Origin of the sequence: Vibrio ostreae (genome assembly GCF_019226825.1) — a bacterium.
Lineage (GTDB): Bacteria > Pseudomonadota > Gammaproteobacteria > Enterobacterales > Vibrionaceae > Vibrio > Vibrio ostreae.
Window position 1 is genome coordinate 965,147 of the sequence record NZ_CP076642.1, and the last position, 23,910, is coordinate 989,056.

A 23,910-nucleotide genomic window follows, 5' to 3' on the forward strand; every position below is an offset into this window, starting at 1 on the left:
CAACCTCTTAGCCTGGACTGATTGCACCCGGCGCCCTTATTCCCCAAAGCCCTTTTATGCAATCAATTTGAGCCGCTATCAGCTCCAGCGCAGGATGCGCACTTCGTTGCCTTCCTGCGGCTGACCAGGAATATTGAGAGAGAGCAGGAAAGAAACTCCGGCCATCGCAGCCCCGATCAGAAATACCGCGGCTGGCGAAACCAGCCACAGCAGACCAAAGGTCACCGGAATCACGACCGCTGCGATGTGGTTAATCGTAAACGACACACCCGCAGTAGAGGCCATATCAGCCGGATCAGCAATTTTCTGGAAATAGGTTTTCACCGCCAGCGCCAGCGCAAAAAACAGATGGTCAACCACGTACAGGCCCGCAGCCCAATGAGCATCAGTCACGAAAGCATAGCTAACAAACACACAAATCAGCCCAAGGTACTCAAACATTAGTGCTTTGCGTTCGCCAACAATGCCAATAAAACGACCAATACGCTTAGCAAACAGGAAGTTGAACACATAGTTGATCAAAAATAGCAGGGTAATATCAGCCGCCGAATAGCCAAATTTTTCCACCATCAGAAAACCGGCAAACACGGTAAATATCTGACGCCGTGCGCCACTCATAAAAGTCAGCGCATAGTAAAGCCAGTAGCGTTTACGCAGCACCAGTTTCTTGTTCTGCGGTGTCTTAGCCTGAAATTCAGGAAACAGTAATGCGATGGCAATCACCAACACCAAACCGGTCCCTCCTGTGATGCCATATACCCATTTGTAACTGAGCTGTAATTGCTCCAGCATCACCCAGACAACGCCATAGGTGATGAGGGAAGCCAACGCGCCAACCGAGATAAATTTACCCAGCATTTCCGGCGCTTCTTCTTTAGTCAGCCATTGCAGCGAGAGGGACTGTTTTAATGTTTCAAAATAGTGGAATCCGATCGACATGATCAAAGTGGTAAACAACAGTCCGGTCAGAGTCGGGAACCATCCGGTCATGGTCACTCCGAAAGTGAGCATCGCCAGCGCGATGATCATAAAACGCTGTTCACGAATGAACAGCAGAACAAAGATGGCGGTGAAGGCGAGAAAGCCCGGAATTTCACGCACACTTTGCAGCAAGCCGATGTCTGCACCATTAAACTGCGCTTGCTCAACCGCAAAATTGTTGAGCAGAGCCATCCAGCTGGAAAATGCAATCGGCACGATAATCGAAATTATCAGCAGAAAATTTTCAGGAGTTCGCCAATTTTTAGCTTCCATGGGTATTATTATCATCCTAGCGTTTAACAGGCGGCCAGTTTACCTAAACTTCTGTGCACTGTAACCTTTCTGTAGCACAACATTAACACCAATACCTGTTGAACGAACGCTGACATCATACCTGACTGCCGAGGACTGCTATGCATATCCGATTTGCTACTGCCAATCTGCTCAATTATCTGGCGCCGCCGAACGCGTTTTATGACTTTAACAATATTTACGAAGCTGGCCAGTGGCAGCAGAAACAAGCCTGGCTAAATCGTAAACTCGCCGCGCTGAATGCCGATGTGATTGGTTTCCAGGAAGTATTCACGCCAGAGGCTCTGCAACAGCAAGTGACGGAGTTGGGGTACCCTTATTTCGCGGTGGTCGATCAACCCAAAATCAGCGATGGCTACATTTATTCATCGCCTGTCGTCGCGATTGCCTCGCGTTTCGAACTGATCGAGGTCAAGCAGATCGATGTGACGGTGGAGGGGTTCAGTTTTCAACGTCAGCCGCTACGTGCAACCCTCATCCATCCGGCGCTCGGCCTGGTGGATGTGTATGTGGTGCATTTTAAATCCCAACGTTCAATGCTGGAAAGCGAGGAAGACGCCAGGTTGGTTGATGCCTGGCAAACAGAGCTCTACGGACGCTGGCAATCCGCGATGCAACGAGGACAAGAGGCGCATCTGCTTCATCAGGCCATGGTGCAGCGCAAACGCCAGTATGGCCATCCCATGGTACTGATGGGCGATTTCAACCAGGTGCTAAGCAGCATGGAATTCAATGCGCTGCGCGCGACTCATCGTTTCCGCCAGCCTGATACTTTTGCACCTTTACTGCCCTATCATCTGCACGACAGTTGGGAGCTCTTTAGCCATAGTCACGCAGGAGCACGGAAACCGACCCATTACAGTGGCGCCAGTGGTCAGGTGCTCGACTATATCCTGCTCAGCAGCGACTTTACCCAGGACGCCGACCATCCGGTGGCAACCGTGGTCGATTATCATGTGGAAGATCACCATCTGGTCAATCCGCACTCAGAAGCCGACCGCTTTGCCAGCGATCACGCCCTGGTTGCCGTGACCTTGCAGTGCGCTAAAACCATAGCCGGGAATAGCGAGTTGCCGCTTTAAATAATAATGAGCGCTATCACTGCCCGGTTCACCTTAAAGCATCGCAAGGCGGACAGCATTGATCCTTGCCCCAGGCAGATTATAATCCCGCCGTCTTGATCAAGTGCTGCCATCGGGAATGGCTCTGCAGATAGTGTGCAACGTAACTACAACGTGGAATCAGCTGCCATTGTCTCGCTTCCAGCAACGGTAGAATGCACTCCATCATGACTTGTCCGTATCCCTTGCCACGCAGTGATTCGGGAATTCGGGTTGAGGTTATTGTCATCACTCTCCCCTCCAGGTAATAGTCCATCCGGGCCCAGTCGTCGCCCTCCAGATGCACCCGAATCTGCTGCTGTTGATCAAACACCACTTCATGGTAATTGCCAGCCTCATCCGACGCCGTATGCGAGCTGTTCCGCTTCATTTTTGCTCCAATTTTGATAAATAACTCAAAGAAATTGTCGCCTCATCACATTGAATCTCAAATTATCTAATCATAAAATGTGCTTAACTGCAGAAAAAAAGCATAAAAGCAGTCAATAATACGGAGACCATAATGCGCGCACAGTCAGTGGCAACACCGCAAGAGCATGGAAGCTCGAAGTCCAGCGCCCGACAAAAAAATGTGTCGACTCTCAACAGCACAGATGCGTTGGCGATGGTGGAACACGGCAGTGAGCTGACTTTAAGCATCACTACCCCGGTCGGAACTAAATTCAGTTGTAAAACCCCTTTTATTGGCACGCATTCTGATACTTATCTGTTGATAGAGATTCCACAGGTCTCAGCAGAAGATCTCAACTTTTTCTTTCAGGAAGGATTCTGGATCAACGTCCGAGCCATTTCCCCACGTGGGGAAGGCGCTATGCTGCATTTTCGCAGCCAGCTACTGCACATTATGCAAGAGCCGATAGCGCTGGCGATGCTGTCCATTCCCAACACCATGCAAGTCACCCAGCTACGTAAAGAACCGCGTTACGAGGTCAACTTGTCCGGCAAGGTTTACCTGGGTGAACAAAAAGCGGAATGCGAAGTCCGGGATCTGTCTAAAAGTGGCTGTCGTTTCATTACCGCTCCGGTTGGCCGTACCTATCAGGTGGGAGATCTGGTCTCCGTCGAGCTGTTTGCAGACCGCAGAAGCAGTAAAGTGTTTGCGCCGCTGACTGGTAAAATCTGTAACTTACAGCGCTCAATGCATTATGCCCGTTACGGCTTGGAATTTAACGATCAGGGTAAGACCAACGCTAAAAATTTGCTGGCACGACTCAAATTCAACGGTACGAAATTAACCTTGAACGTGGAATAAAGACTAGCCCCAAACGACTTGGAGTTGCAGGCAGGATTGACCAACGACAGATAAAAAAGAGCCAACCGCAAATGGTGCGATTGGCTTATATATGATGTGAACAAATATCGATTCACTAACAACGTCAGTTGGCTAGGTGACCCTCGGCTTAATAAGGGTCGATACATATTATGCATTAAGCGTGCCAACTTGAAAAGCGCTTTTTCGGCCTGTTCTGCGCACATTCACCTCAATCTTCAGCATGTTTTTGCATTTTAAAAATTGCAAAATGCAAAAACACGCATTTTGATACGCAACTCATCACTTAATCTACGCTGACATTGTTTAACGATAATTTCAATTTATCGGTCGGATTTGACTCGCCTTTTTGGGTATACTGCCGTCATCAGTTGGTCTAATAAGGTTAGTAATGAATTACATCACTACATTTTTAAAAGGTATCGCCATGGGCGCTGCGGATGTTGTACCCGGCGTGTCAGGGGGGACTATTGCTTTTATTACCGGCGTATACGATACCCTGTTAGAAAGTATTCGCCGCATTAACCCACGTTTACTCAGCTTATGGAGACGAGAAGGTTTTGCTGCCGCTTTTCGTCATATCAACGGCGGATTTCTGATCGCATTGTTCGGCGGCATCATCACCAGCATCGTCAGCCTGGCGAAACTCATCTCCTGGCTGCTGGAAACCCATCCCATCCCGACCTGGTCTTTCTTCTTCGGTTTAATTTTGGTCTCTGTGTACCATATTCTGCGTCAGGTTCAGCAAAAAAGTGTGTCCCGCTGGTGCTGTCTGGCACTCGGGGTGGCGTTCGCCTATTCGATTACCGTAATCAAGCCTCTTAGTATGGATTTTACCAGCCTCAATATTCTGCTGGCAGGCAGCATTGCCATCTGTGCGATGATTCTACCCGGGATATCCGGTAGCTTTATCCTGCTGCTGATCGGTATGTATACGCCGATTATTGATGCGGTGAAATCGTTGCAAGGCAGTGTGCTGGGATTGTTTGTGCTCGGTTGTGTGGCAGGCTTGCTCTGCTTCTCTCACCTGCTGTCATGGCTGCTGAACCACTATCGTGACGTCACGCTGTCTTTTCTCACCGGCCTGATGCTGGGGACTCTACCGAAAATCTGGCCCTGGAAAGAGACTCTCAGTTGGCGCACCAATTCACACGGTGAACAAGTACCGCTGCTGCAACATAATCTCAGTCCTTTTGAATTTGAATCCGTAACATCCCAGCCAGCTCAACTAGGTATCGCCATCCTGTTCATGGTATGTGCGATTGCTCTGGTATTAGGCCTGGAGAAATATGCCAGCCGTCACGACATGTGACCAACTGACCAACACAAAAGGTGGCTGCGGCCACCTTTGTTATTCATATCGCCCCTGCGCCAGGCCCAGATTTCTACCGCACTATCACAATTTTCCCCTTTGCTCACAGCCACTTATTATGCAATGTGCTAGTCTTGCCTTAATTACGTCATTCCCGTGACTGGCGTAACTGTGTTGTGATGTTAAACCTGGCAATAGCAGACAACGTCGCTGTAGCCTTCGATGATCTGAGCCGTCCGAATGCAAAGAACACTTCACATTGGCTGCATCCTTTTAGCGCTGACCGGCGGCTTTTTTGCCGCCCAGATGACCGATTTTTCTCAGCAGGGACATCGCCCGGCTGACTTGGGCGATTACTGCACCCTGTCCACCATCAGTTGCCAGCAACACAACGTCACCATGACAATGGCCGACGACCATGTGCAGCCACTGGTTGCAACCCTCATTCACATAGACTGGCCGGACACCGCTGCAGAGACTCTGCTGCTCTCCATGCAAGGTCTGGAAATGGAGATGGGAGAAGTGCGCTTTAAGTTGCAGCGCAATCAGCAGGGGATTTTTACTGCTGATATCGTCCTGCCAGTCTGTACCGCAGGCGATATGACCTGGCTTGGTACTCTGACCGATGGCAGACAAACTGTCTATCCGGCAATAAGGATGCAACGATGAGTAAAAACTGGTCTCTGATCCTGGTGGTGGCTTTTGCGCTTGGCTTCGCGCTAAAAAACTATCTCGACACACATCAACAGCAGCCGATGCCACCGCCACAAAACGCAACACAGCTTAAGTCGGTGGTGTTATATGGTGAAAATAATAAAGCGGTCGAGGTGTTTGACCGAAACGACAACCGTATCCGCATTCTCTATTTTGGCTTCACCCGTTGCCCGGACGTGTGTCCTACCTCACTGGCGATGTTAGCCGGAGCGCTGAATCAGTTGGATGATACAGCTCTGGATCAATTACGCCCGATGTTCATCTCTCTTGATCCGGAAAGAGATAACGCCGCCGACTCGGCCAAATATGCCCATTACTTCCATCCGATGCTGGAAGGTTTGTCTGCCCCGCTCGCGGTGACGACAGCTCTGGCTCATCAATATGGCGTGATCTTCCGCAAGACTGAATTACCTGACTCCAAGCTGCAATATACCCTGGACCACAGCTCCTATTTCTACTTTATTCGTCCGGATGGCAGCCTGATCACTAAGGTGCCTCACACCCAGAACCCGGCGCCGCTCATCGCCGCAATTCAGCAAGTTCTGTCTGCAACGTCGAATATCCCCCCATCACAAGGAGAGTAAAGTGATGATCAAAATGTGCTTATTAGCGGCCGTCCTGCTAAGTCCGATGACACTATCAGCCACCACCCTAGAAGTGAGCCAGGCGTATGCCCGCGCGACCCCGCCCAATGCGGTCACCAGTGCCGTATTCGCCACTATCAGCAACCATGACAACCAGGACCATTCCATAGTGGCAGCGCTGACACCGGCAGCGGGCAAAGCAGAACTGCATGACGTGATCACCGAGGGTGACATGATGAAAATGCGTCAGGTCACTTCTTTTAAACTACCGGCCGGCGGCTCGCTGCAACTCAAACCCGGCAGTTTTCATATTATGTTGTTTGATTTACCCCAGCCCCTGATGGCAGGTATGAACATTGAGGTCGAACTGCAATTAGAAAATGGCGACCACTACCGTTTTGATGCCCCGGTAAAAAAGGTGATGGCAGGAATGCATCAGCATTAATATGGCGTTCAGTGCCGCGCGCTTGAACTGCCGGCACTTTTACTTCCCGCTCTTTTTCTTCATCACGCCACGGATATCTGCTGCCCCCGCCACCATTCAGAAAATGTAACCAGAACGTTAATGACACCTTATTCCACTCGCTTTTAGAACCAAACGGTCATTCGGTGCTGGCTTTGCGCACTCAATAACAAACCAGACGCATAGCAGTCAGAACAAGGGACTGCGCTCTTTTCTGAGAGCGGTACAATAGTCTGAAAATAATTCAACACACCAAATACCTGACCAATCCGCTCACAACCAAGTCAACTACAAGTATTTAACAAAAATCCTAAAATGTGTTGCAATTCAACATAAGCGGTAATTTTTTGTTCTAACGAACAATTAATCCTAGACACATTATCCCGTGACGTTAATATTGGCTACCTTCAGTGATATTCACTGAAATAACTACAAACTGAACTTTATTTTCATCTCAGGGATAACTAATGCAAAGCAACAATATTTTTGCCCGTTTTGCGCGCGGTAACCTGGTGCTGCAAATCCTGGCAGGTATCATCCTTGGTATCCTGCTGGCACTCGTCGCACCGGAATCTGCACAAAACGCGGGTTTACTCGGAAGCCTTTTTGTAGGTGCACTCAAAGCCGTTGCACCAATTCTGGTGTTTATTCTGGTTGCCGCGTCTATCGCCAACCAAAAGAAAAACCAGCATACCTTTATGCGCCCGATCGTCATTCTATACCTTTTGGGAACCTTTGCCGCAGCGCTGACCGCTGTATTACTAAGCTTCCTGTTCCCGACCACTTTGACGCTGGTTGCTGGTGCTGAAGGGGCAACGCCACCACAAGGCATTGCTGAAGTTTTGCATACTCTGCTATTCAAACTGGTCGACAACCCGGTAAATGCCCTGATGTCTGCTAACTACATCGGTATTCTGGCCTGGGCTATCGGCCTTGGTCTGGCGCTGCACCATGCTTCTGCAACCACCAAAGCGGTATTTGAAGATCTGAGCCACGGCGTCTCTCAAATCGTGCGTTTCATTATTCGTCTCGCGCCATTTGGTATTTTTGGCCTGGTTTCTTCGACCTTCGCGACCACAGGTTTCAGCGCGCTGGCTGGCTACGCGCAACTGCTGGCGGTTCTGCTTGGCGCAATGCTGATCATTGCCCTGCTCGTAAACCCGCTGATTGTTTACATCAAAACAGGCACCAATCCATACCCGTTGGTTCTGCAGTGTCTGCGTGAGAGCGGTGTAACTGCGTTCTTCACCCGTTCAAGTGCAGCCAACATTCCGGTCAACATGGCGCTGTGTGAACGCCTGAAACTGGACGAAGACACCTACTCTGTATCGATTCCTCTGGGTGCAACCATCAACATGGGCGGCGCAGCGATCACGATTACCGTTCTGACTCTGGCTGCAGTGCATACTCTGGGTATTCAAATCGACCTGATGACAGCGCTGCTGCTAAGCGTGGTTGCGGCAATTTCTGCCTGCGGCGCATCAGGTGTTGCAGGTGGTTCACTGCTGCTGATCCCACTGGCTTGTGGTCTGTTTGGTATCCCGAATGAAGTTGCGATGCAGGTTGTCGGTGTCGGTTTCATTATCGGCGTGATTCAGGACTCAGCAGAGACTGCACTAAACAGTTCGACGGACGTTGTGTTTACCGCAGCAGTATGTCACTCAGAACATAAACCGGCTGCTTAATCACTAAGCTGATCGTTAGACATGAAAATGCCCCGCTGTGTCGGGGCATTTTTGATCTGTCTTATGTACTCACTGCTTGTACTCACTACTGACCGTTGATCAAGGTCAACGGTCAGTAATCGGCGTCTGAATGAAACAAGGTACGGTGTCATGACCTCAGGCGACAATTAGCCTGAGTCATTGTTGAACCTGAGTCATTGTTGAAAGACAGTTACTGTTGAAAGAGAGTTACTGTCGGCGATAAGCCGTAAGCGCTCTCAGGTACTAATAACGGTCCATCGGAGTGTGCGAAAAATTCACTGCTGGTGACGGCTTCGTTTCCGTCTGATCCGCGGGTAACTGGGTCGGTTGGAGCAGTTCGCCATCAACGCCAAACTCATCACGGTGCAGCCCGGGCTCTTGCGTATCCTCACTGGGATCCGCCACATCGGGTATCGGCACACCGCGTTTATACAGTTTATTCAGCGCACGGATAATGGAATGTTTCCGTACCGTACCGGAGGCAATTTTCTTCTGCAAAGGCTTAGCCAGCGACTGCAGACCAACCACTGAATCCACACCTATCTGACTGCCTACCTGATCGCGCAGAGCCTTGGCAGGTTCGTAACCGAATAATACCGACAGAAACAACCAGATGTAGGCATTCGCTTTACCGTGAGCACCACGTTCGATCCAAGCCTGACCACAATGATACATGGCTTCAGCATGACCTTTTTCACAGGCCCGCTCAAGCCAGTAAATACCTTTGGCAAAATCACTGCTTACCCCGACGCCTTTGATATAATTCATCCCCAGTTTCATCATGCCTTCCAGGCTATGCAGGCTGGCTGCCTTAGAATACCAGTAAGTCGAGTCACCCGGAGCTGGCGCTATATTATCGTGTGACACGCACCACTCGCCCATAAACAACATGGCGTCGATATAGTGTTGTTCAGCCGCTTCCTGAATGATAGCGATACCTTTGGTGACATCTGTCTCCACACCGCGACCATGAAACAGTGCACGTCCTGCCTCATACTTTGCGGTGTTGTCACCTTCCACACCACGGAGATAATTCTGCCAGAACTTGGCTTTTTCTTTTAAAATCACATCGTCACGCATCCGTTGGCATAATCTTACGATGCCATACATGCCGGGAATGCTGTCGCTCTGGGCCGCTTTTTCATACCAGAACAGAGCTTCGCGCAAATTGCTGCGTTCCGCTTCTTTGGCCAGAAACAGCATGGTCGGTACATGGCCGGACTCTGCTTTTTGCAGGCGCTCTTTACGCTCCAGATCTCGCTGACGCTCCAGAGCTTTACGATACGCTTCTTCACGCGCTTTTTTCTCAGCTTCCAGGCGCTTTTTACGCACCGAAAGTGAAATCATCCAGACAAAAATCAGTATCAGTGATAAGCCTGTCGCGCCAATCGCGATCCCTATGGTATTCATACAATTAATTCTTTATCTGTACTTTGTGCACTGTATCGGCTGAAACGCCAAAAGATTGAGTCTGATATGCGCTAACAGTGCTGAATAAATGAAGGCCTGCGTAATATCATCCCAGCAGGATAGATGACCATGGTACCGCACTCCATTAGAGCGCGGTACTGACAATCTTATTGAAGATAGGATTTGAGCGCAGACACATGGGGCTCGCAACGTGTCTGGCTAGTGACAAACAAATTAAGGGTGAACCGCAATTGACTGTTCACCCACTGTGGACAGAGAAAAATCACTGAGCCGATTTACGATTCACCGCTTTAACAAACACTTCCTGAGCCCCCTGGATACCCAGTGCTTTGGCTTCATCGAGTAAGCTCAATGCTTTTGGAATATCGTTGGCTTCGACCGAACGCTCAATCGCGGTGTGGTAATACCCGGTCAGCTCAGTACCCTGTGGTATATTGTCGTTCTGGTTAACAATCTTGCGATTGATGATATCGTTAGCTGACACAGACAAACGAAATTGGCCTAATGAGCTGTGCTTGGCTTGCGGGTCGGCAATATCAGGCGGCTGAGTATGACGCGCAATCGCGAACGCTTTGGCCGGATGCATGATGGTACTGCTGCCTTTGATATCCTCAGCAGTGGTGTAAATCAGCACGTGCAAGTCCTGACCACTCATGTCAGGAATCACGTTGAAATCTAGAACAAATTTGTCGTTGTCGAGCAGCTTGGCCGGAACATATTTAAACTGGGCAAAATCTGCATGATAAATCGACTCACCCTTGCTGTTCAGCACCTCGACATTTGGTGCATAGAACTGCATATCCTGGCTGACAAACGTTTCGATCTGCATATCCAGGCTACCGCGGTTGCCCGGGATCTTAAAGCCCGCAATCGCGCCGGCACTGTGACCATCCAGCAAAATCTGGCTTTTCTCGGTGAGCGCAAACTCAGTCGTCACCGGCACCGCGAGCGGAGTCCAGCTGATCTGTTCTGCCTGAGTAATGACTTGCTGCGCTCCCTGCGAATCCATTTCAACAGGATCTACGGATGTACAACCGGTCACCACCATCCCTAACAATATGGGAGTAAGCCATTTTCTCATTAACGTTTACCTCAATATCTGCTTGAAAGAAATACAGCCAGAGTCTATCTGGCTGTATTAGTTTAGGACAGTTTATTAGTTTTAAAAATCAGATAATTACCACCAAGCTTCGGCTTGTACACCAAACTGGAATGAATTATCAGAAGTACCATTATCGAACACGTTGGAATCGCCATCGTTATCGTTAGTCAGGTAAGACGCGTACAGACGGATTTCAGGACGAGCCCAGAAACTTGAACCGGCAGACCAGGCTTGCGCCACTGTCAGCTTACCAAATTTATTTTTGTCTCCGTCGTTGTCATCAACTGCGTAGCCTGCCTCAAAGATAGTCTTATTGTACTCATCCCATTTGTAAACAGGACGAACCACAACGGACATCGCTTCGTATTTGTCCTGACCATCCCACATGTCCTGGCCAACACCATACACAAGTTGGTGACCCAGTTCCCAGCTGTCACCCAGGCCAACCACACCAGTATTAATCAGGCGGTAGCCATCAGCGCCACTCTTAGCTTCTGCACCGTACCAGCTGCCGTCACCATAGAAGGCCATGGTTTTAGAATAACCTTCGGTACCGTATTGGACGACCGTTTTGTTGAAACCGTTCGCCAGACCCTGAGTCAGTTCAGCGGTCAGCATCACGCCGTTTTTCGCATCTTTTGCAGCCTGAGAAGCGCTGTCCGTTTCATTTACGATCGCGTAATCCACACCGACTTCCAGTGAGCCGTTGTCCCACAAAGGGATACCTGCATAACGCGCGTCCAGCGTATTCACGTTCACAGCGCCGCCACTGTTGCCGCTATCCGGAGTATCACCTGGGTTATTTGAACCTAAACTAAAATTGTCGTTGCGATCACTACGCACCCAAGCCAGAGATAATTTACCCGGACCGGTTTCGATACCTTCAATACCTGCACCGGCACCGGAAATGTTCCAGTAGTAGAAGTCACTGATGTGGATGTCGTGACGTTGGTAGAAGCGTTTACCGGCCCACAGTGTGGCTTCCGGTGCAAAGCCCAGCACCCCTTTCGCCTGAACGTTGAACTGACGCAGCGCAAATTCAGCATCATCAACACAATCCACACCATCACCTGCGTCATTCAAACCACAGTTAGTACCAGTACCTTCCCAGTCATTCGAGCCGTTAGAGGTCATCGCAACCATAGAGTCAACATAAAACGTTTTGCCGTTGTTGTTGTAGACTTCCTGACCCAGCTGAACTTCGCCGTAGATATCACCTTCGTTGCCCAGACGACCAACTTTATTCTTCTCATAAGTTACTTGTTGACCACCGTCGGCGCTGACACCGACACCAGCACGCATGTAGCCATGAAAATCCACTGCGAATGCGGAACCTGCTGCCAGAGAAGCAGCCACTGCGGCAGCGATTACACTTACTTTTTTCATCATTAACTCCATTTAGGGTCGTTTTTATCGGAATTTTCGTCACTCTCTGGCGGGCTAAACGTCTCTAAAAGGCAGAAAAGATGGGTTTAACGTCAGAGGGTGATGGGGTAAACCCCGTTTGTTTCAACTGCAACTCAGATTACTTGACGGCCGACAGGCACACTTCCTCCACCCCTTGAGATTATTAAGGGGGAGTAGAAAGGCGTAGAAAATTACAGGTATGGTCTTTCTTTAGGGCTGATCACGAATTTCGGGGCGGAGGAGATCATTAACTTCCAGGATCCTGGAATACAAAATGCATATTTGATCACAATTTCAACGTATTAGCCATGCACTTCTGAAATAAAATTACATTATAAAATATGTGACCAGGCTCTTGACCTTGAACGGCCAAAGCCTTTTACTTAAAAAATGATGGTTAATATTACGCCAATAACAACAACGACTGGATATGATGAAAACGACTCGTTCTCGCCCTTACCCTTTAGGTGCAACACTTGATCCAGATGGATGCAATTTTGCTGTGTATGCACCGGCTAACAAAAACCTGTTACTGGCGTTGTTCAACTCTGACGGCAGTTACCAAACTCATCCCTTTGCAGACCAATACGCCGGGATTCAGCACATTTACCTCGAAGGTATTCAGGCTGGTCAACGGTACGGCTTTTTAATCCAGAGTGATGAAGAACTTTTCTATATTTCCGACCCCTATGCGAAAGCATTGGACAAAAACCTGACTTACAAAGTTCCGTTTCAACTGCGCGATAGTTTTTCTCTGGCCAAATGCGTGGTCACGGATAGTCACTTTGACTGGCAGGATGTCGCGAAACCCAATCGTCCGCGCGACGAAATGGTCCTGTTCGAAACCCATGTCAAAGGCGCGACCAAACTTCACACGCAAGTCGATAGTGCGCTGCGCGGCACTTATCTTGGCCTTGTCAGCGAACCTATGCTGGAGTTTTATCGTCAGCAGCAGATCAATACCCTGCAACTGCTACCGATTGCCGCATGTATGCATGAGCCACATTTACTTGAGATGGAGACGGTTAACTACTGGGGTTATAACCCATATCTGTTTATGGCGCCGGATCCGCGCTATGCCAGTCAGGATGCCGTCACCGAACTTAAAACCACCATCCGGGAGCTGCATAGGCAAGGTATCGAGGTCATTCTGGATGTGGTCTATAACCACACTGCAGAAGGTGGTCAAGATGGCCCGGTGTTTAACCTTAAAGCGCTTGATCCCAGCTACTACCTCAAACATGGCAAGCATTACGCTAATTTTACCGGCTGCGGTAATACCTTAGATCTCTCTTATCAGGCATCACTCAACCTGGTGATGGATACGCTGCGCTACTGGGTTAGTGAATTTCATGTTGACGGCTTTCGCTTTGATCTGGCGGCGACTCTTGGCCGTATCGGCGATGATTTCAGTCGTGACGCCGCTTTCTTTAAAGCGGTGGCTCAAGATCCGGTACTGCGTCAGGTCAAGCTCATCGCTGAACCCTGGGATATCGGCCCCAACGGCTATCAGGTCGGTAACTTTCCATTTGGCTGGAACGAGACAAACGACAAACTACGCGATATTACTCGCAGTTTCTGGCGTGGTGATCAGGGCTACCTGAAAGAGTTCGCCACCCGATTAATGGGATCGCGCGATTTATACAGTGCCGCCAACTGGCCGTATAAACTGACCGTTAACTACATTACTTATCATGACGGTTTTACCCTGCAGGATTTGGTGTCATACAAGCTCAAACATAATGAAGCCAACGGCGAGCAAAACCGGGACGGTCACGGTGATAACCGCTCAGATAATTATGGGGTCGAAGGTGAAACCGACAACATGGTTATCCGCACTATCCGCGAGCGGCAAAAGCGCAACTTTATGGCCAGCCTGCTGTTTGCGTTCGGTATCCCGCATATTCTAACCGCAGATGTACTGTCCCACAGCCAGAAGGGCAATAACAACGCCTATTGTCAGGATAACGAGATCAGCTGGCTCGACTGGACACCGTCAGAACGTAAGTCTTATTTCAAGAACTGGCTGGCTGAGATGGTCGCAGCCCGTCAGACTTACATGGTGCCTTTCATCCGCGCTTTCAGTGGTGAGGAACGCAATTTCAACCGCATCTTCTGGCGTCGGGTCGATGGTCATTTGATGGAACATGACGACTGGAACCGGCTCAGCTGCGTGGCACTGCACATTGGTATTGGTGAAGAAGGTCAGGAACTGCTGTATTTGATTAACCAGACCAACGCTCCGGCCCGATTTGTCCTGCCCAATGATCGTAAACAGGACTGGAAAATCATCTGCGATACCAACATGCGTCAGGTTCAGCCGGGACATGCCGAAGGTGAAGTCCTGCAGTTGCCGATATCAATGACTATTTTACATTACCAGCCCAAAACGCACGCTAAGAAAACGCCAGCCTCCGGCGCTAAAAAAGCCTGAGTCCGGCATATTGTCTGACAGCCTTCCACAACGCCCGCCAGCCGGGCGTTGTCATTCTCTGTGACAAAAATCGCCCTTCATCTGCGCGGCCGATTCGCTTGAATCCTGCCCCGTAACTACGGATTCAGGTTATACTGGTTACGACTCAGAAAACAATCAGTTGCATAATACTGGCTGCCGCAGCCACCGGGTCATCAAACTCTTGCCCCATCACTGTTAGCCCATCGTTGTCCGGCCAGCAGAAGAGCGTTACGGGACAATCAAAAGGATGTTTCATGTTTAAATTGTTTGAAAGCTTTACTCAGGCTTTCCCGAAAAACGAGCCCCAACGTCCACCGGATACGTTGTGGGCATTCTGCCGCCACTACACCAGCGGCTACGAAAAGCCACTTTTGGTCATGGCTCTGATGAGCACCACCATAGCGATCATCGAAGTGTCGCTGTTTGGTTTTATGGGTCAGCTGGTTGACTGGCTTTCATCGAGCAATCCGGAAACGTTTTTCCAGGATAACCGCAATACCCTGATTGGATTATCACTCCTGCTGTTGATCGGCATGCCGATTCTGGTCTCGGTTTATTCCATGCTGATTCACCAGACCATGCTCGGCAACTATCCGATGTCAATCCGCTGGCTGGCACACCGCTATCTGCTCAAACAGAGCCTGTCATTCTATCAGGATGAATTTGCCGGACGCATCGCCACCAAAGTGATGCAAACCGCGCTGGCAGTACGGGAAACCGTGATGAAAACGCTGGATGTGTTTGTCTATGTCGCGGTCTACTTCACCGCGATGCTGGTCATGCTGGCTCAGGCCGACTGGCGCCTAATGATGCCGATGCTGTTGTGGCTTGTGGCCTACATAGCCATTCAGGTCCGCTTTGTGCCGAAATTGAAAAAGATCTCGGCTGAACAGGCAGACGCCCGCTCAACCATGACAGGACGCATTGTCGATAGCTACACCAATATTGCGACCGTAAAACTGTTTTCGCACAGCCGGCGAGAAACCCAGTATGCCGAAGAAGGCATGGAGGGTTTTCTCGATACGGTATACCGCCAGATGCGTCTGGTGACCGGCTTTAATATCTGGGTAGAAATCGCCAACTATCTGCTGGTATTTTCCATTGCTGCGATTTCGATTTATCTGTGGATGCACAGCGCCATCAGCGTGGGTGCCATTGCGATTGCCATCAGTCTGGCCCTGCGTATCAACGGCATGTCGAAATGGATCATGTGGGAAGTGGGCGGTCTGTTTGAAAATATGGGGACCGTGGTCGATGGCATGAAAACCCTGTCCCAGCCAATCAGTATTGAAGACAAACCCGGCGCGCGCGAACTGAATGTACCTAAGGGTGGCATCGAGTTTAACGACGTCAGCTTTCATTACGGCGAAAACAAAGGGGTGATCAACCACCTCAACCTGCACATCAAACCCGGTGAAAAAGTCGGCCTGGTTGGCCGCTCCGGAGCCGGCAAATCGACACTGGTTAATTTGCTGCTGCGTTTCCACGATGTGGAAAGTGGTGAAATACGCATTGATGGTCAGAACATTAAAGGCGTTACCCAGGATTCGCTGCGCCGTCAGATAGGCATGGTGACGCAGGATACTTCTCTGCTGCACCGCTCAATCCGTGACAACATTCTCTACAGCCATCCGGATGCCAGCGAAGCAGACCTGCTGCGCGCTACCAGACAGGCACATGCACACGAATTCATTGAGACTCTGACCGATCCCTACGGCAATGTCGGGTATGATGCGCAAGTCGGCGAGCGTGGCGTTAAACTGTCAGGCGGGCAACGTCAGCGCATTGCCATTTCGCGGGTGTTACTAAAAGATGCCCCGCTGCTGGTAATGGATGAAGCCACTTCAGCGCTTGATTCTGAGGTCGAAGCGGCGATACAGGAAAGCCTCAATCAGCTGATGAAGAGCAAAACCGTGATTGCCATCGCCCACCGCCTGTCCACCATCGCGGCAATGGATCGCTTGATCGTTCTCGATCAAGGCCGAATCGTTGAGCAGGGCTCCCACCAGCAGTTGATTGAGCAAAATGGAATCTATGCCCAGTTATGGGCGCATCAGACCGGTGGTTTTATCGGCTGCGATGAAACCGAAGGCGAAGTCGCTTAAAAGCTGCAAGCCTGCTATTTATCGAGAACCCGGGGTCAGCGTGTATACGCTGACCCTTTTCCCGCCAGACAATTTCTCTTAAAATTCAGTTCTCTTTCTTTTCACTCTAAATGCGTTGTTATGAATAAAAGCTTTATTACCAATTTTGTCGCGCTGGTCTTGCTGGCGGGCGGCTACGCTCTCGACAACCGACTGGCCCTGTATGCCGGTCTGTTTGCCTTCTCCGGTGCCATCACTAACTGGCTCGCCATTCATATGCTGTTTGAAAAAGTGCCCGGATTATACGGCTCAGGGGTTATTCCGGCCCGCTTCGAAGCCTTTAAAGCAGCGATTAAACAGCTGATGATGACGCAGTTTTTCAGCGACGCCAACATCGACCGTTTCCTCAATCAGGAAATGGCGGGCGACAAAGCGCTCGATCTTGAACCTGTGATCGCTAAAATCGACTTTAACCCGACCTTTGATTCTCTGGTTGAAGTGATTGAAAACTCTTCCTTTGGCGCCATGCTGGCGATGTTTGGCGGTCGTGAAGCGCTGCAACCACTCAAGCAGCCGTTTGTCGAAAAAATGCAGGATGCTGTCGTTGATATCAGCCAGAGTGATACGGTGAAAAACGCGCTCAAAGAGCAACTTGAATCACCGGCAATGCTGAATGAAATTAAAACCAATATTGAGAACATCATTGATCAGCGCCTGAGCGAGCTGACGCCGCAGTTAGTCAAAGAAATGGTACAGACCATGATCAAAGAGCATCTGGGCTGGCTGGTCGTTTGGGGCGGTATTTTTGGCGGTGTGATTGGTATCCTGTCCACTTTTGTTGCTTGATCTGCTCAGCGTTGCTTGATCTACGCAATAAAAGCCGTCAGAAAATCAACAAAGCGTAAATAGAAATCCCGGGCAGAGCCGGGATTTCTTATTGGTCATATGCAGCTTAAGCTTAATCGCTGTTTACGCTGGCAAACCGTTATGCACCAATCACGCCGCCATCTTCGCGGGTAATCATCATCACCGTTGAACGTGGTTTGCTGTTACCACCAGCCGGGAAATGCGACGGAGCATTGTCTTCGCCCGGGTGCTGCACACCAATAAACATGGTTTTGTAATCCGGAGAGAAAGTCAGGCCGGTAATTTCACACGCAATCGGACCGGTCAGAAAACGCTGCACTTCACCAGTGATCGGGTCACCGCACAACATCTGGTTGTTACCCTGCCCCGCAAAATCACCCTTGTTGGAGTAGTTACCATCGGTTTGAATCCACAGGCGACCTGATTGATCGAAACCAATACCATCCGGGCTGTTAAACATGTTTTCAGCGCTGATATTGGCACTACCCGCATACAAATCGCCATGATGAACCGTCGGGTTACCGGCAATCAGATACAGGTCCCAGGCAAACATATCGGCCGTATGGTCGCCATTGACCGGCATCCAGCGCAGGATCTGACCGTAATGGTTCTCAGCACGCGGGTTCGGTCCGCCAACTGGCTGGCCCTCTTTCACACCACGGTTTTTGTTGTTGGTCAGGGTACAGAACACGTGCTTGTTGTCCGGGTGAATCGCCACCCACTCAGGACGGTCCATCGTCGTCGCACCGACCAGAGTCGCGGCGCGGCGGGCAAAAATCAACACTTCAGCCTGGTTGTTAAAACCATTTTCTGCCGTCAGGCCATTTTTGCCAAAGGTCAGCTCAATCCAGTGGCCCTGGCCTTTGAGCTCCTTGTCATCCATATCAAATTTGGCGACATACAGCGTGCCTTCTTCCAGCAGAGCGCGGTTAGCCGCATCATTACCTTCCTGATAACGATTTTTAGACACAAAGCGGTACAGGTGCTCACCACGTTCATCATCGCCCAAATAAACGACAGCATGACCATCGCTGTTGAGGGTGAACGCGGCGTTTTCATGCTTGAACCGGCCCAACGCCGTACGCTTCATTGGCGTGGAATCCGGGTTATGCGGGTCGATTTCTACAATCCAGCCAAAGCGGTTAGCTTCATTCGGGTTCTTGGTAATATCAAAACGTTCATCGTGGACATACCACTGATAGTCGTTTGGTTTGGCTTCAATGCCGTAGCGCTTCTGATCCGCCGTGACAGATGCTTCCTGACTGGCGCCAAAGAAGTCATCAAAGTTCTCTTCACAGGTCAGGTAAGTGCCCCAAGGCGTCTGACCATTTGAACAGTTGTTAAACGTTCCTAAAGCCAGGACACCTTTAGGATCCGCTTGGGTTTTCAGCATGTCATGTCCGGCAGCCGGCCCCGTTAGCTGCATCGGCGTATTGGCGGTGATACGGCGGTTACGCTTGCCTGAGCGGTCAATGCTCCATTGACCGTTGCTACGTACGATTTCCACGATGGTGATACCCACTGCTGCCTGGGCTTTGCGAACATCATCGGCGCTCATCGCCTTACCCTGATGAGCGAACAGGTACTCGTAGTTGGTGTATTCGTTATTGATGGCCAGTACCGCGCGGTCGTCGCTGATTGGGAACAGGCTCATACCATCGGTGTTATCACCAAACTGCTGCGCCTGGGCACGGGAGTCCTGTTTACCGCTTGGATCAAATTCTGGTGCATTAGCGAAGATAGGATCCCCCACGACATCAGTGGTGTCGCTTTATAGCCTTTTGGTACCACCAGGGTATCAGACGTGGATGCGGGTACCGGCTCGAAGTTGAGTAATGAAGACTGAGGCTTGGCAGCCATCGCTTTAGCAACCGGGTTCAGAGACAAAAAAGCGCCCGCACCAGCGGCGGCAGTACCAGTCAGAAAACGACGGCGTGATAAACGCGCATCAATCATTGCGCTAAACTGTGAATCTTGCTCATCACGGTTCCACATAGGGTTGCTCCTTACTTTCGTGATTTATAGTTGCGCAGTCGTTATGTTTGTTTGCGCAAATTAGTCTTATGTTGCATCAATGCAATTTTATGATGGCAGGAGCTTAGCGGGAATAAATGACGCTTAAGTGAAAGATATATTGCTAAATAATGACAAGCCAGAGTGAAAAAATTCGCAGCGATAGCGAGACGGGCCATGCGACCTTATAGATATTTTTCTTAATAAACAGGGACTTTCTCTTAAAGCAAAAAGAGATGAAGTAAAAACGCCACCCCAGGGTGGCGTTGGAGAGGTGGTGTTATTCGCTGACAGTAACTTCCGCCGACAGAGCACACAACTCATCGACAATTGCTTTGGTCTGTTTGGAGTAGATAAGCTTATCTTTGGCCCCGACCAGTTGGATCATACGCACCTTACCGGATAATACTGCGTGTCGAACCACCCGTAATACCATTTGCAGGTCCAACACCGCATGGTCATCCAGACTGCGTCCCGGCACCAGAGAAGCCAAATCAATATTGAGCACCAGTTGGTCACAATGCTGCATGTAATGGTTGAGCTGGGTTTTGAGCTGACTGCGATGACGGAACTGAGACTCCTGATGCGTCACCCAGTTACAACCCAGATCTTCGGCATATTCCAGCATCGGACCAGCTACACGCTCGGGATCTATCCCCATGTAAAACAGACGTACATTGGCAAAACGCGACAGAGCAAAGTGAAACACTGATCCAACCTGAGGTTCCAGGCTCTGTTTTAAGGCAAGCTCGTGACCAATATGAATAATACCAACTTCATCATTATCCAGCACAATCACAGGTAAGGCTTTCAGCAGCACTTCATGGCAGTTGGCCAGTACTACAGGCACCGAACTCAGTGCCAGATTGCGGCTTATCAGATCCTCAAAGCGGAAATCCGCTTTGTCTTCAATCACTATGTGACCTGCATCGGCATAGTTAGGGGTGCTCTGCTGCTGATAAAGCCACTCTGATGATAACTCAAGGCTATGCTGGGCAAATTCAAACTCAACGCGAGACATGGGTTTCACGCGTTCACATACGGTCATAAAGGTAAACGCCGAAATGTGTGGAACCGCACTGCGGCTCAATCGGTAACGTTTGAATAAGCTTAACATGATGAATTACCTTTCCGGTGGCAACGCTCTCGCGGCCTGCAACACATGTAAAATGATCCGTTGCTTGTGAGTCTCAACCCGGTGTACCGGAGCCATCACAGAGATCGCACCAATCAATTTACTCCCTTTCATCACCGGAGCGCTGATACCTGATACCCCGGTATCAATTTCAGACTCACTCACGGCATAACCATGGCGGCGTATTTTTTCCAGTTCGGCTTGCCACTTTTCCATCTGGTGCTCTTCGCCGAAATAGCGCAGGATCTTTTCACAACGCTGCGCCGGCATATACGCCAACATGACTTTGGATGAGGCGCCACGAAGCAGGGGTTGACTTTGACCCTGGACGAAGCTGCATCGAAGCGCCTGCATACTTTCTTTCTGGCTGACACACAAAGCCCGGTAACCGACCGGAACCATGTAGGCTGCCATTTCTCCCGTCTGCTTCTGCAGCCGGCTTAAAACCGCATCAACCGCATCTAAATTATGCTGACTGGTTTCGTAACTGCGCATCAGTAATAACGCGGCAGGACCAATAATCAGTGTCTTGTCATGCGGGCTTTCCTCAATGAGGTTCCACTCTTTAAGCAATTTGAGATGCCGATAGAGGCTGCTCAAAGGAACCTGGAGTTGCTCGCTTAATACTTTGGCTGATACCGGTTCATCATTTACCGCAACCTGCATCAGCAGCTGCAGTGATTTTTCGTTAACCTGATTCGCAGTGAGCTTTGTTTCTTTCATAACGATGTTTTAGCCTTTATCCTTGATAAGCTCAAACCTGAATTCCTATATAGCGAGAATTTAATTTTAATTAAAGCATTGCATTCTCACCTGGTGGGAATAGCCATAAAATTGGATTGTTTTTTGCCGAGTCTGCGCCAGATTCAAACGAACAACAAGCATGCAATATCGGTGTAAAGTGACAGCACATCCGCGTTTTGCAGCGATAAAAAAAAGCGACGCTAATGCATCGCTTTTTGAACGGGTCACGCCAAGCGGTATCCGTTGCACAGAAGGAACCGCTAATCAGGCCAACTTAAACGTCGCCACTTTCGCACTCAGTTCTGCCGCCTGATGACGCAGATCATTTGACTGATTCAAGCTATCGCTGGCGCCTTCAGCTAACTGCTCAGTCACATCCTTAATCGCGGTAATATTCTGAGTAATTTCGCTGGTGACATGAGTCTGCTCTTCTGCAGCGGTGGCAATTTGCGTCGCCATATCGCTGATTAACGCGACTGCGGCGTTGATCTCTTCCAGCGCATGCGCAGCTTTATCGGCATCCTCGACTGAACTGACCGCCAGGTCAGAACTGCTTTGCATCATGGTCACCGCACGTCCGGTCGTCGCCTGAAGCGTATCTATTGTCGACTTAATCTCTTCGGTCGAAGTATGAGTGCGTTGCGACAACACCCGTACTTCATCAGCGACCACAGCAAATCCTCGCCCCTGCTCTCCGGCACGAGCAGCCTCGATGGCAGCGTTGAGTGCCAGCAGATTAGTTTGCTCGGCGATACCCTGAATCGTCGCCAGCACAGCAGAAATATCCTGAGCATGCTGATTGAGAGCGACAATCACCTCTCCAGCCTGACCCACTTCCTGTGCCAGATTACTGATCGACGCGCGGGTATTTTGCACCAGAGTGCGGCCATTACTGGTACTGGTAGAGGAATTCTGCGCCGCGTGCGCAGTCTGCTCTGCGTGAGAGGCGATCTCCTGAGTAGCCGACGCCATCTCCGTCACTGCAGTGGCCACCATAGTAATTTCCTGCTGCTGGGTGCCAAGCTCCGCAGCGGACTGATTGGCGCGCTGCGCGCTGTGTTCAGCCTGGCCACTTAACTGCTGTGACTGATGGCGAATATGACCGATCAACTGCTGTAAACTGGCCACAAAGGTATTAAAACTATAAGCCAGCTTGCCAACCTCATCGTTATTTTCGACCTCAATCCGCTGGGTCAGGTCACCGCTACCGTTGGCAATTTGCTCCAGTGCCTGGGCGACATTCTTAAGTGGCCGGAACAAGACATTACACAGCAGGTTAAACAGTACAATACAGACCACCACCACGATAAGTGTCGCCAGTAGCTGGCCCCACAATGCATCAAACAGAGGGGAAACCAGTGAGTGGTAATTAATCACAATCACCGTACTGAGCTGACTGCCGGCAATCGCCTTGGCATACAGAACATAGGTTTCGCCGTTGATCTCAACCTGAATATCTTCCCCTGAGTTCTGCGCACGCTGAATATCGGCAAAAGAGAGACCAAGCTCAGCAACACTGCGATTGAGCAGGCTAGGATCAGAATGAGTAAAAATATTACCCTGCTGATTGGCAATAAACATATAGCCTGAGCCCGGTAAAATAACCTGCTGCATGCTGTTGAGAATATCAGTAATCTCCACATCAGCTCCCAACACCAGCGACTGGCCATGCAGCTGCATGGCTTTCCCTAAAGAAACCACATTGGCTCCGGTTGCAGCCGCTACCGTAGGATTGTCCATATACACCTGCTGCGGATTGGCCTTCGCATTAATATACCAACCCCATTTACGCGGGTCGTTATTATCTGGCGGTAAGGTCACACCATTGGCATTTTGCTGCGAACCATCAGGATAGGCGAGAAAGACATTGTCAAACCCAGCAGCATGCCTGAGCTGCTTCAAGTGTGTCACTATCGCATCCGATTGCATCTCCTCAGACAACGACGTCAAAGCCAACTGCTTGGATTCCAGCCAGTCGGTCACATACTGGTTGTAAGACGCCGTGGTGCTTTGTAAACGCTGCTCCATTTCAACATCGAGTCGCTGAAGTGAAGCGTTAAACGATAACGTTTCCACCAGAACACTGCCGATGACAATCGCAGCACTGGCCGAAATGGCCAGTTTATTTTTTAAAGAAAGATTTTTGAACATAGACTATCCCGTTTGCATCCTGTTTAACCTGATCAACAAAGTCGCTCTAATAACGAAT

18 protein-coding genes and 1 pseudogene are annotated in these 23,910 nt (G+C 49.9%); 10 read left to right on the forward strand and 9 right to left on the reverse strand.

Annotated elements, in window-relative coordinates:
• Window positions 1-78: 78 nt before the first annotated feature.
• Entirely contained in the window at window positions 79-1,254 is a 1,176-nt protein-coding gene (locus tag KNV97_RS04175) for an MFS transporter (protein WP_136483708.1), read from the reverse strand.
• Window positions 1,255-1,394: 140 nt separating this feature from the next.
• Between KNV97_RS04175 and KNV97_RS04180 the strand changes: the two genes are divergently transcribed.
• Complete coding sequence (locus tag KNV97_RS04180) at window positions 1,395-2,375, forward strand: endonuclease/exonuclease/phosphatase family protein (RefSeq protein ID WP_218561602.1); 981 nt, start codon at window positions 1,395-1,397, stop codon at window positions 2,373-2,375.
• Window positions 2,376-2,454: 79 nt separating this feature from the next.
• Here the strand turns inward: KNV97_RS04180 and KNV97_RS04185 are convergent, their stop codons facing one another.
• Window positions 2,455-2,784 (reverse strand): GNAT family N-acetyltransferase, encoded by a 330-nt coding sequence (locus KNV97_RS04185; RefSeq protein ID WP_218561603.1) that lies wholly within the window; start codon window positions 2,782-2,784, stop codon window positions 2,455-2,457.
• A gap of 132 nt (window positions 2,785-2,916) precedes the next feature.
• Between KNV97_RS04185 and KNV97_RS04190 the strand changes: the two genes are divergently transcribed.
• The 6 genes from KNV97_RS04190 to sstT all read left to right on the forward strand — a co-directional run bounded on the left by KNV97_RS04190 (window position 2,917) and on the right by sstT (window position 8,442).
• Entirely contained in the window at window positions 2,917-3,666 is a 750-nt protein-coding gene (locus tag KNV97_RS04190) for a PilZ domain-containing protein (protein WP_136483706.1), read from the forward strand.
• Between the two features lie 409 nt (window positions 3,667-4,075).
• Entirely contained in the window at window positions 4,076-4,996 is a 921-nt protein-coding gene (locus KNV97_RS04195) for a DUF368 domain-containing protein (RefSeq protein ID WP_218561604.1), read from the forward strand.
• 240 nt (window positions 4,997-5,236) lie between these two features.
• Window positions 5,237-5,665, forward strand: coding sequence for a hypothetical protein (locus tag KNV97_RS04200; protein WP_218561605.1), 429 nt, complete (start codon window positions 5,237-5,239; stop codon window positions 5,663-5,665).
• Window positions 5,662-6,294 carry an SCO family protein gene (locus KNV97_RS04205; RefSeq protein WP_218561606.1) on the forward strand — a complete coding sequence of 211 codons (633 nt, stop codon included), beginning with the start codon at window positions 5,662-5,664 and terminating at the stop codon, window positions 6,292-6,294. The genes KNV97_RS04200 and KNV97_RS04205 overlap by 4 nt, the downstream gene beginning before the upstream one ends.
• 1 nt (window position 6,295) lies before the next feature.
• Window positions 6,296-6,739, forward strand: coding sequence for a copper chaperone PCu(A)C (locus KNV97_RS04210; RefSeq protein WP_407701866.1), 444 nt, complete (start codon window positions 6,296-6,298; stop codon window positions 6,737-6,739).
• Between the two features lie 485 nt (window positions 6,740-7,224).
• On the forward strand, window positions 7,225-8,442 hold the full coding sequence (gene sstT, locus KNV97_RS04215) for a serine/threonine transporter SstT (RefSeq protein WP_136483702.1): 1,218 nt from the start codon (window positions 7,225-7,227) through the stop codon (window positions 8,440-8,442).
• 264 nt (window positions 8,443-8,706) lie between these two features.
• Here sstT and KNV97_RS04220 read toward each other — a convergent pair whose 3' ends face one another.
• From KNV97_RS04220 to KNV97_RS04230, 3 genes are all read right to left on the reverse strand, one after another.
• Window positions 8,707-9,873 (reverse strand): tetratricopeptide repeat protein, encoded by a 1,167-nt coding sequence (locus KNV97_RS04220; protein ID WP_218561607.1) that lies wholly within the window; start codon window positions 9,871-9,873, stop codon window positions 8,707-8,709.
• A gap of 283 nt (window positions 9,874-10,156) precedes the next feature.
• Complete coding sequence (locus tag KNV97_RS04225; RefSeq protein WP_136483700.1) at window positions 10,157-10,975, reverse strand: MalM family protein; 819 nt, start codon at window positions 10,973-10,975, stop codon at window positions 10,157-10,159.
• Window positions 10,976-11,071: 96 nt separating this feature from the next.
• Window positions 11,072-12,382: a maltoporin gene (locus tag KNV97_RS04230; RefSeq protein ID WP_218562131.1), complete on the reverse strand. Its 1,311-nt coding sequence runs from the start codon at window positions 12,380-12,382 to the stop codon at window positions 11,072-11,074.
• Between the two features lie 454 nt (window positions 12,383-12,836).
• Between KNV97_RS04230 and glgX the strand changes: the two genes are divergently transcribed.
• The 3 genes from glgX to KNV97_RS04245 all read left to right on the forward strand — a co-directional run bounded on the left by glgX (window position 12,837) and on the right by KNV97_RS04245 (window position 17,788).
• A complete protein-coding gene (gene glgX, locus KNV97_RS04235; protein WP_218562132.1) occupies window positions 12,837-14,837 on the forward strand; it encodes a glycogen debranching protein GlgX in 2,001 nt (666 codons plus the stop codon).
• Between the two features lie 275 nt (window positions 14,838-15,112).
• Entirely contained in the window at window positions 15,113-16,963 is a 1,851-nt protein-coding gene (locus KNV97_RS04240) for an ABC transporter ATP-binding protein (RefSeq protein WP_218561608.1), read from the forward strand.
• 120 nt (window positions 16,964-17,083) lie between these two features.
• Window positions 17,084-17,788 carry a DUF445 domain-containing protein gene (locus KNV97_RS04245; RefSeq protein WP_218561609.1) on the forward strand — a complete coding sequence of 235 codons (705 nt, stop codon included), beginning with the start codon at window positions 17,084-17,086 and terminating at the stop codon, window positions 17,786-17,788.
• A 139-nt stretch (window positions 17,789-17,927) separates the two neighbouring features.
• Here the strand turns inward: KNV97_RS04245 and KNV97_RS04250 are convergent.
• From KNV97_RS04250 to KNV97_RS04265, 4 genes and pseudogenes are all read right to left on the reverse strand, one after another.
• Window positions 17,928-19,804: pseudogene (locus KNV97_RS04250) on the reverse strand (PhoX family protein).
• 298 nt (window positions 19,805-20,102) lie between these two features.
• Window positions 20,103-20,939 carry an arginase family protein gene (locus tag KNV97_RS04255; RefSeq protein WP_218561610.1) on the reverse strand — a complete coding sequence of 279 codons (837 nt, stop codon included), beginning with the start codon at window positions 20,937-20,939 and terminating at the stop codon, window positions 20,103-20,105.
• 6 nt (window positions 20,940-20,945) lie between these two features.
• Window positions 20,946-21,680, reverse strand: coding sequence for an IclR family transcriptional regulator (locus KNV97_RS04260; RefSeq protein ID WP_136483695.1), 735 nt, complete (start codon window positions 21,678-21,680; stop codon window positions 20,946-20,948).
• Window positions 21,681-21,965: 285 nt separating this feature from the next.
• Window positions 21,966-23,852, reverse strand: a complete 1,887-nt coding sequence (locus KNV97_RS04265; RefSeq protein WP_218561611.1) for a methyl-accepting chemotaxis protein — start codon at window positions 23,850-23,852, stop codon at window positions 21,966-21,968.
• Between the last annotated feature and the right edge of the window lie 58 nt (window positions 23,853-23,910).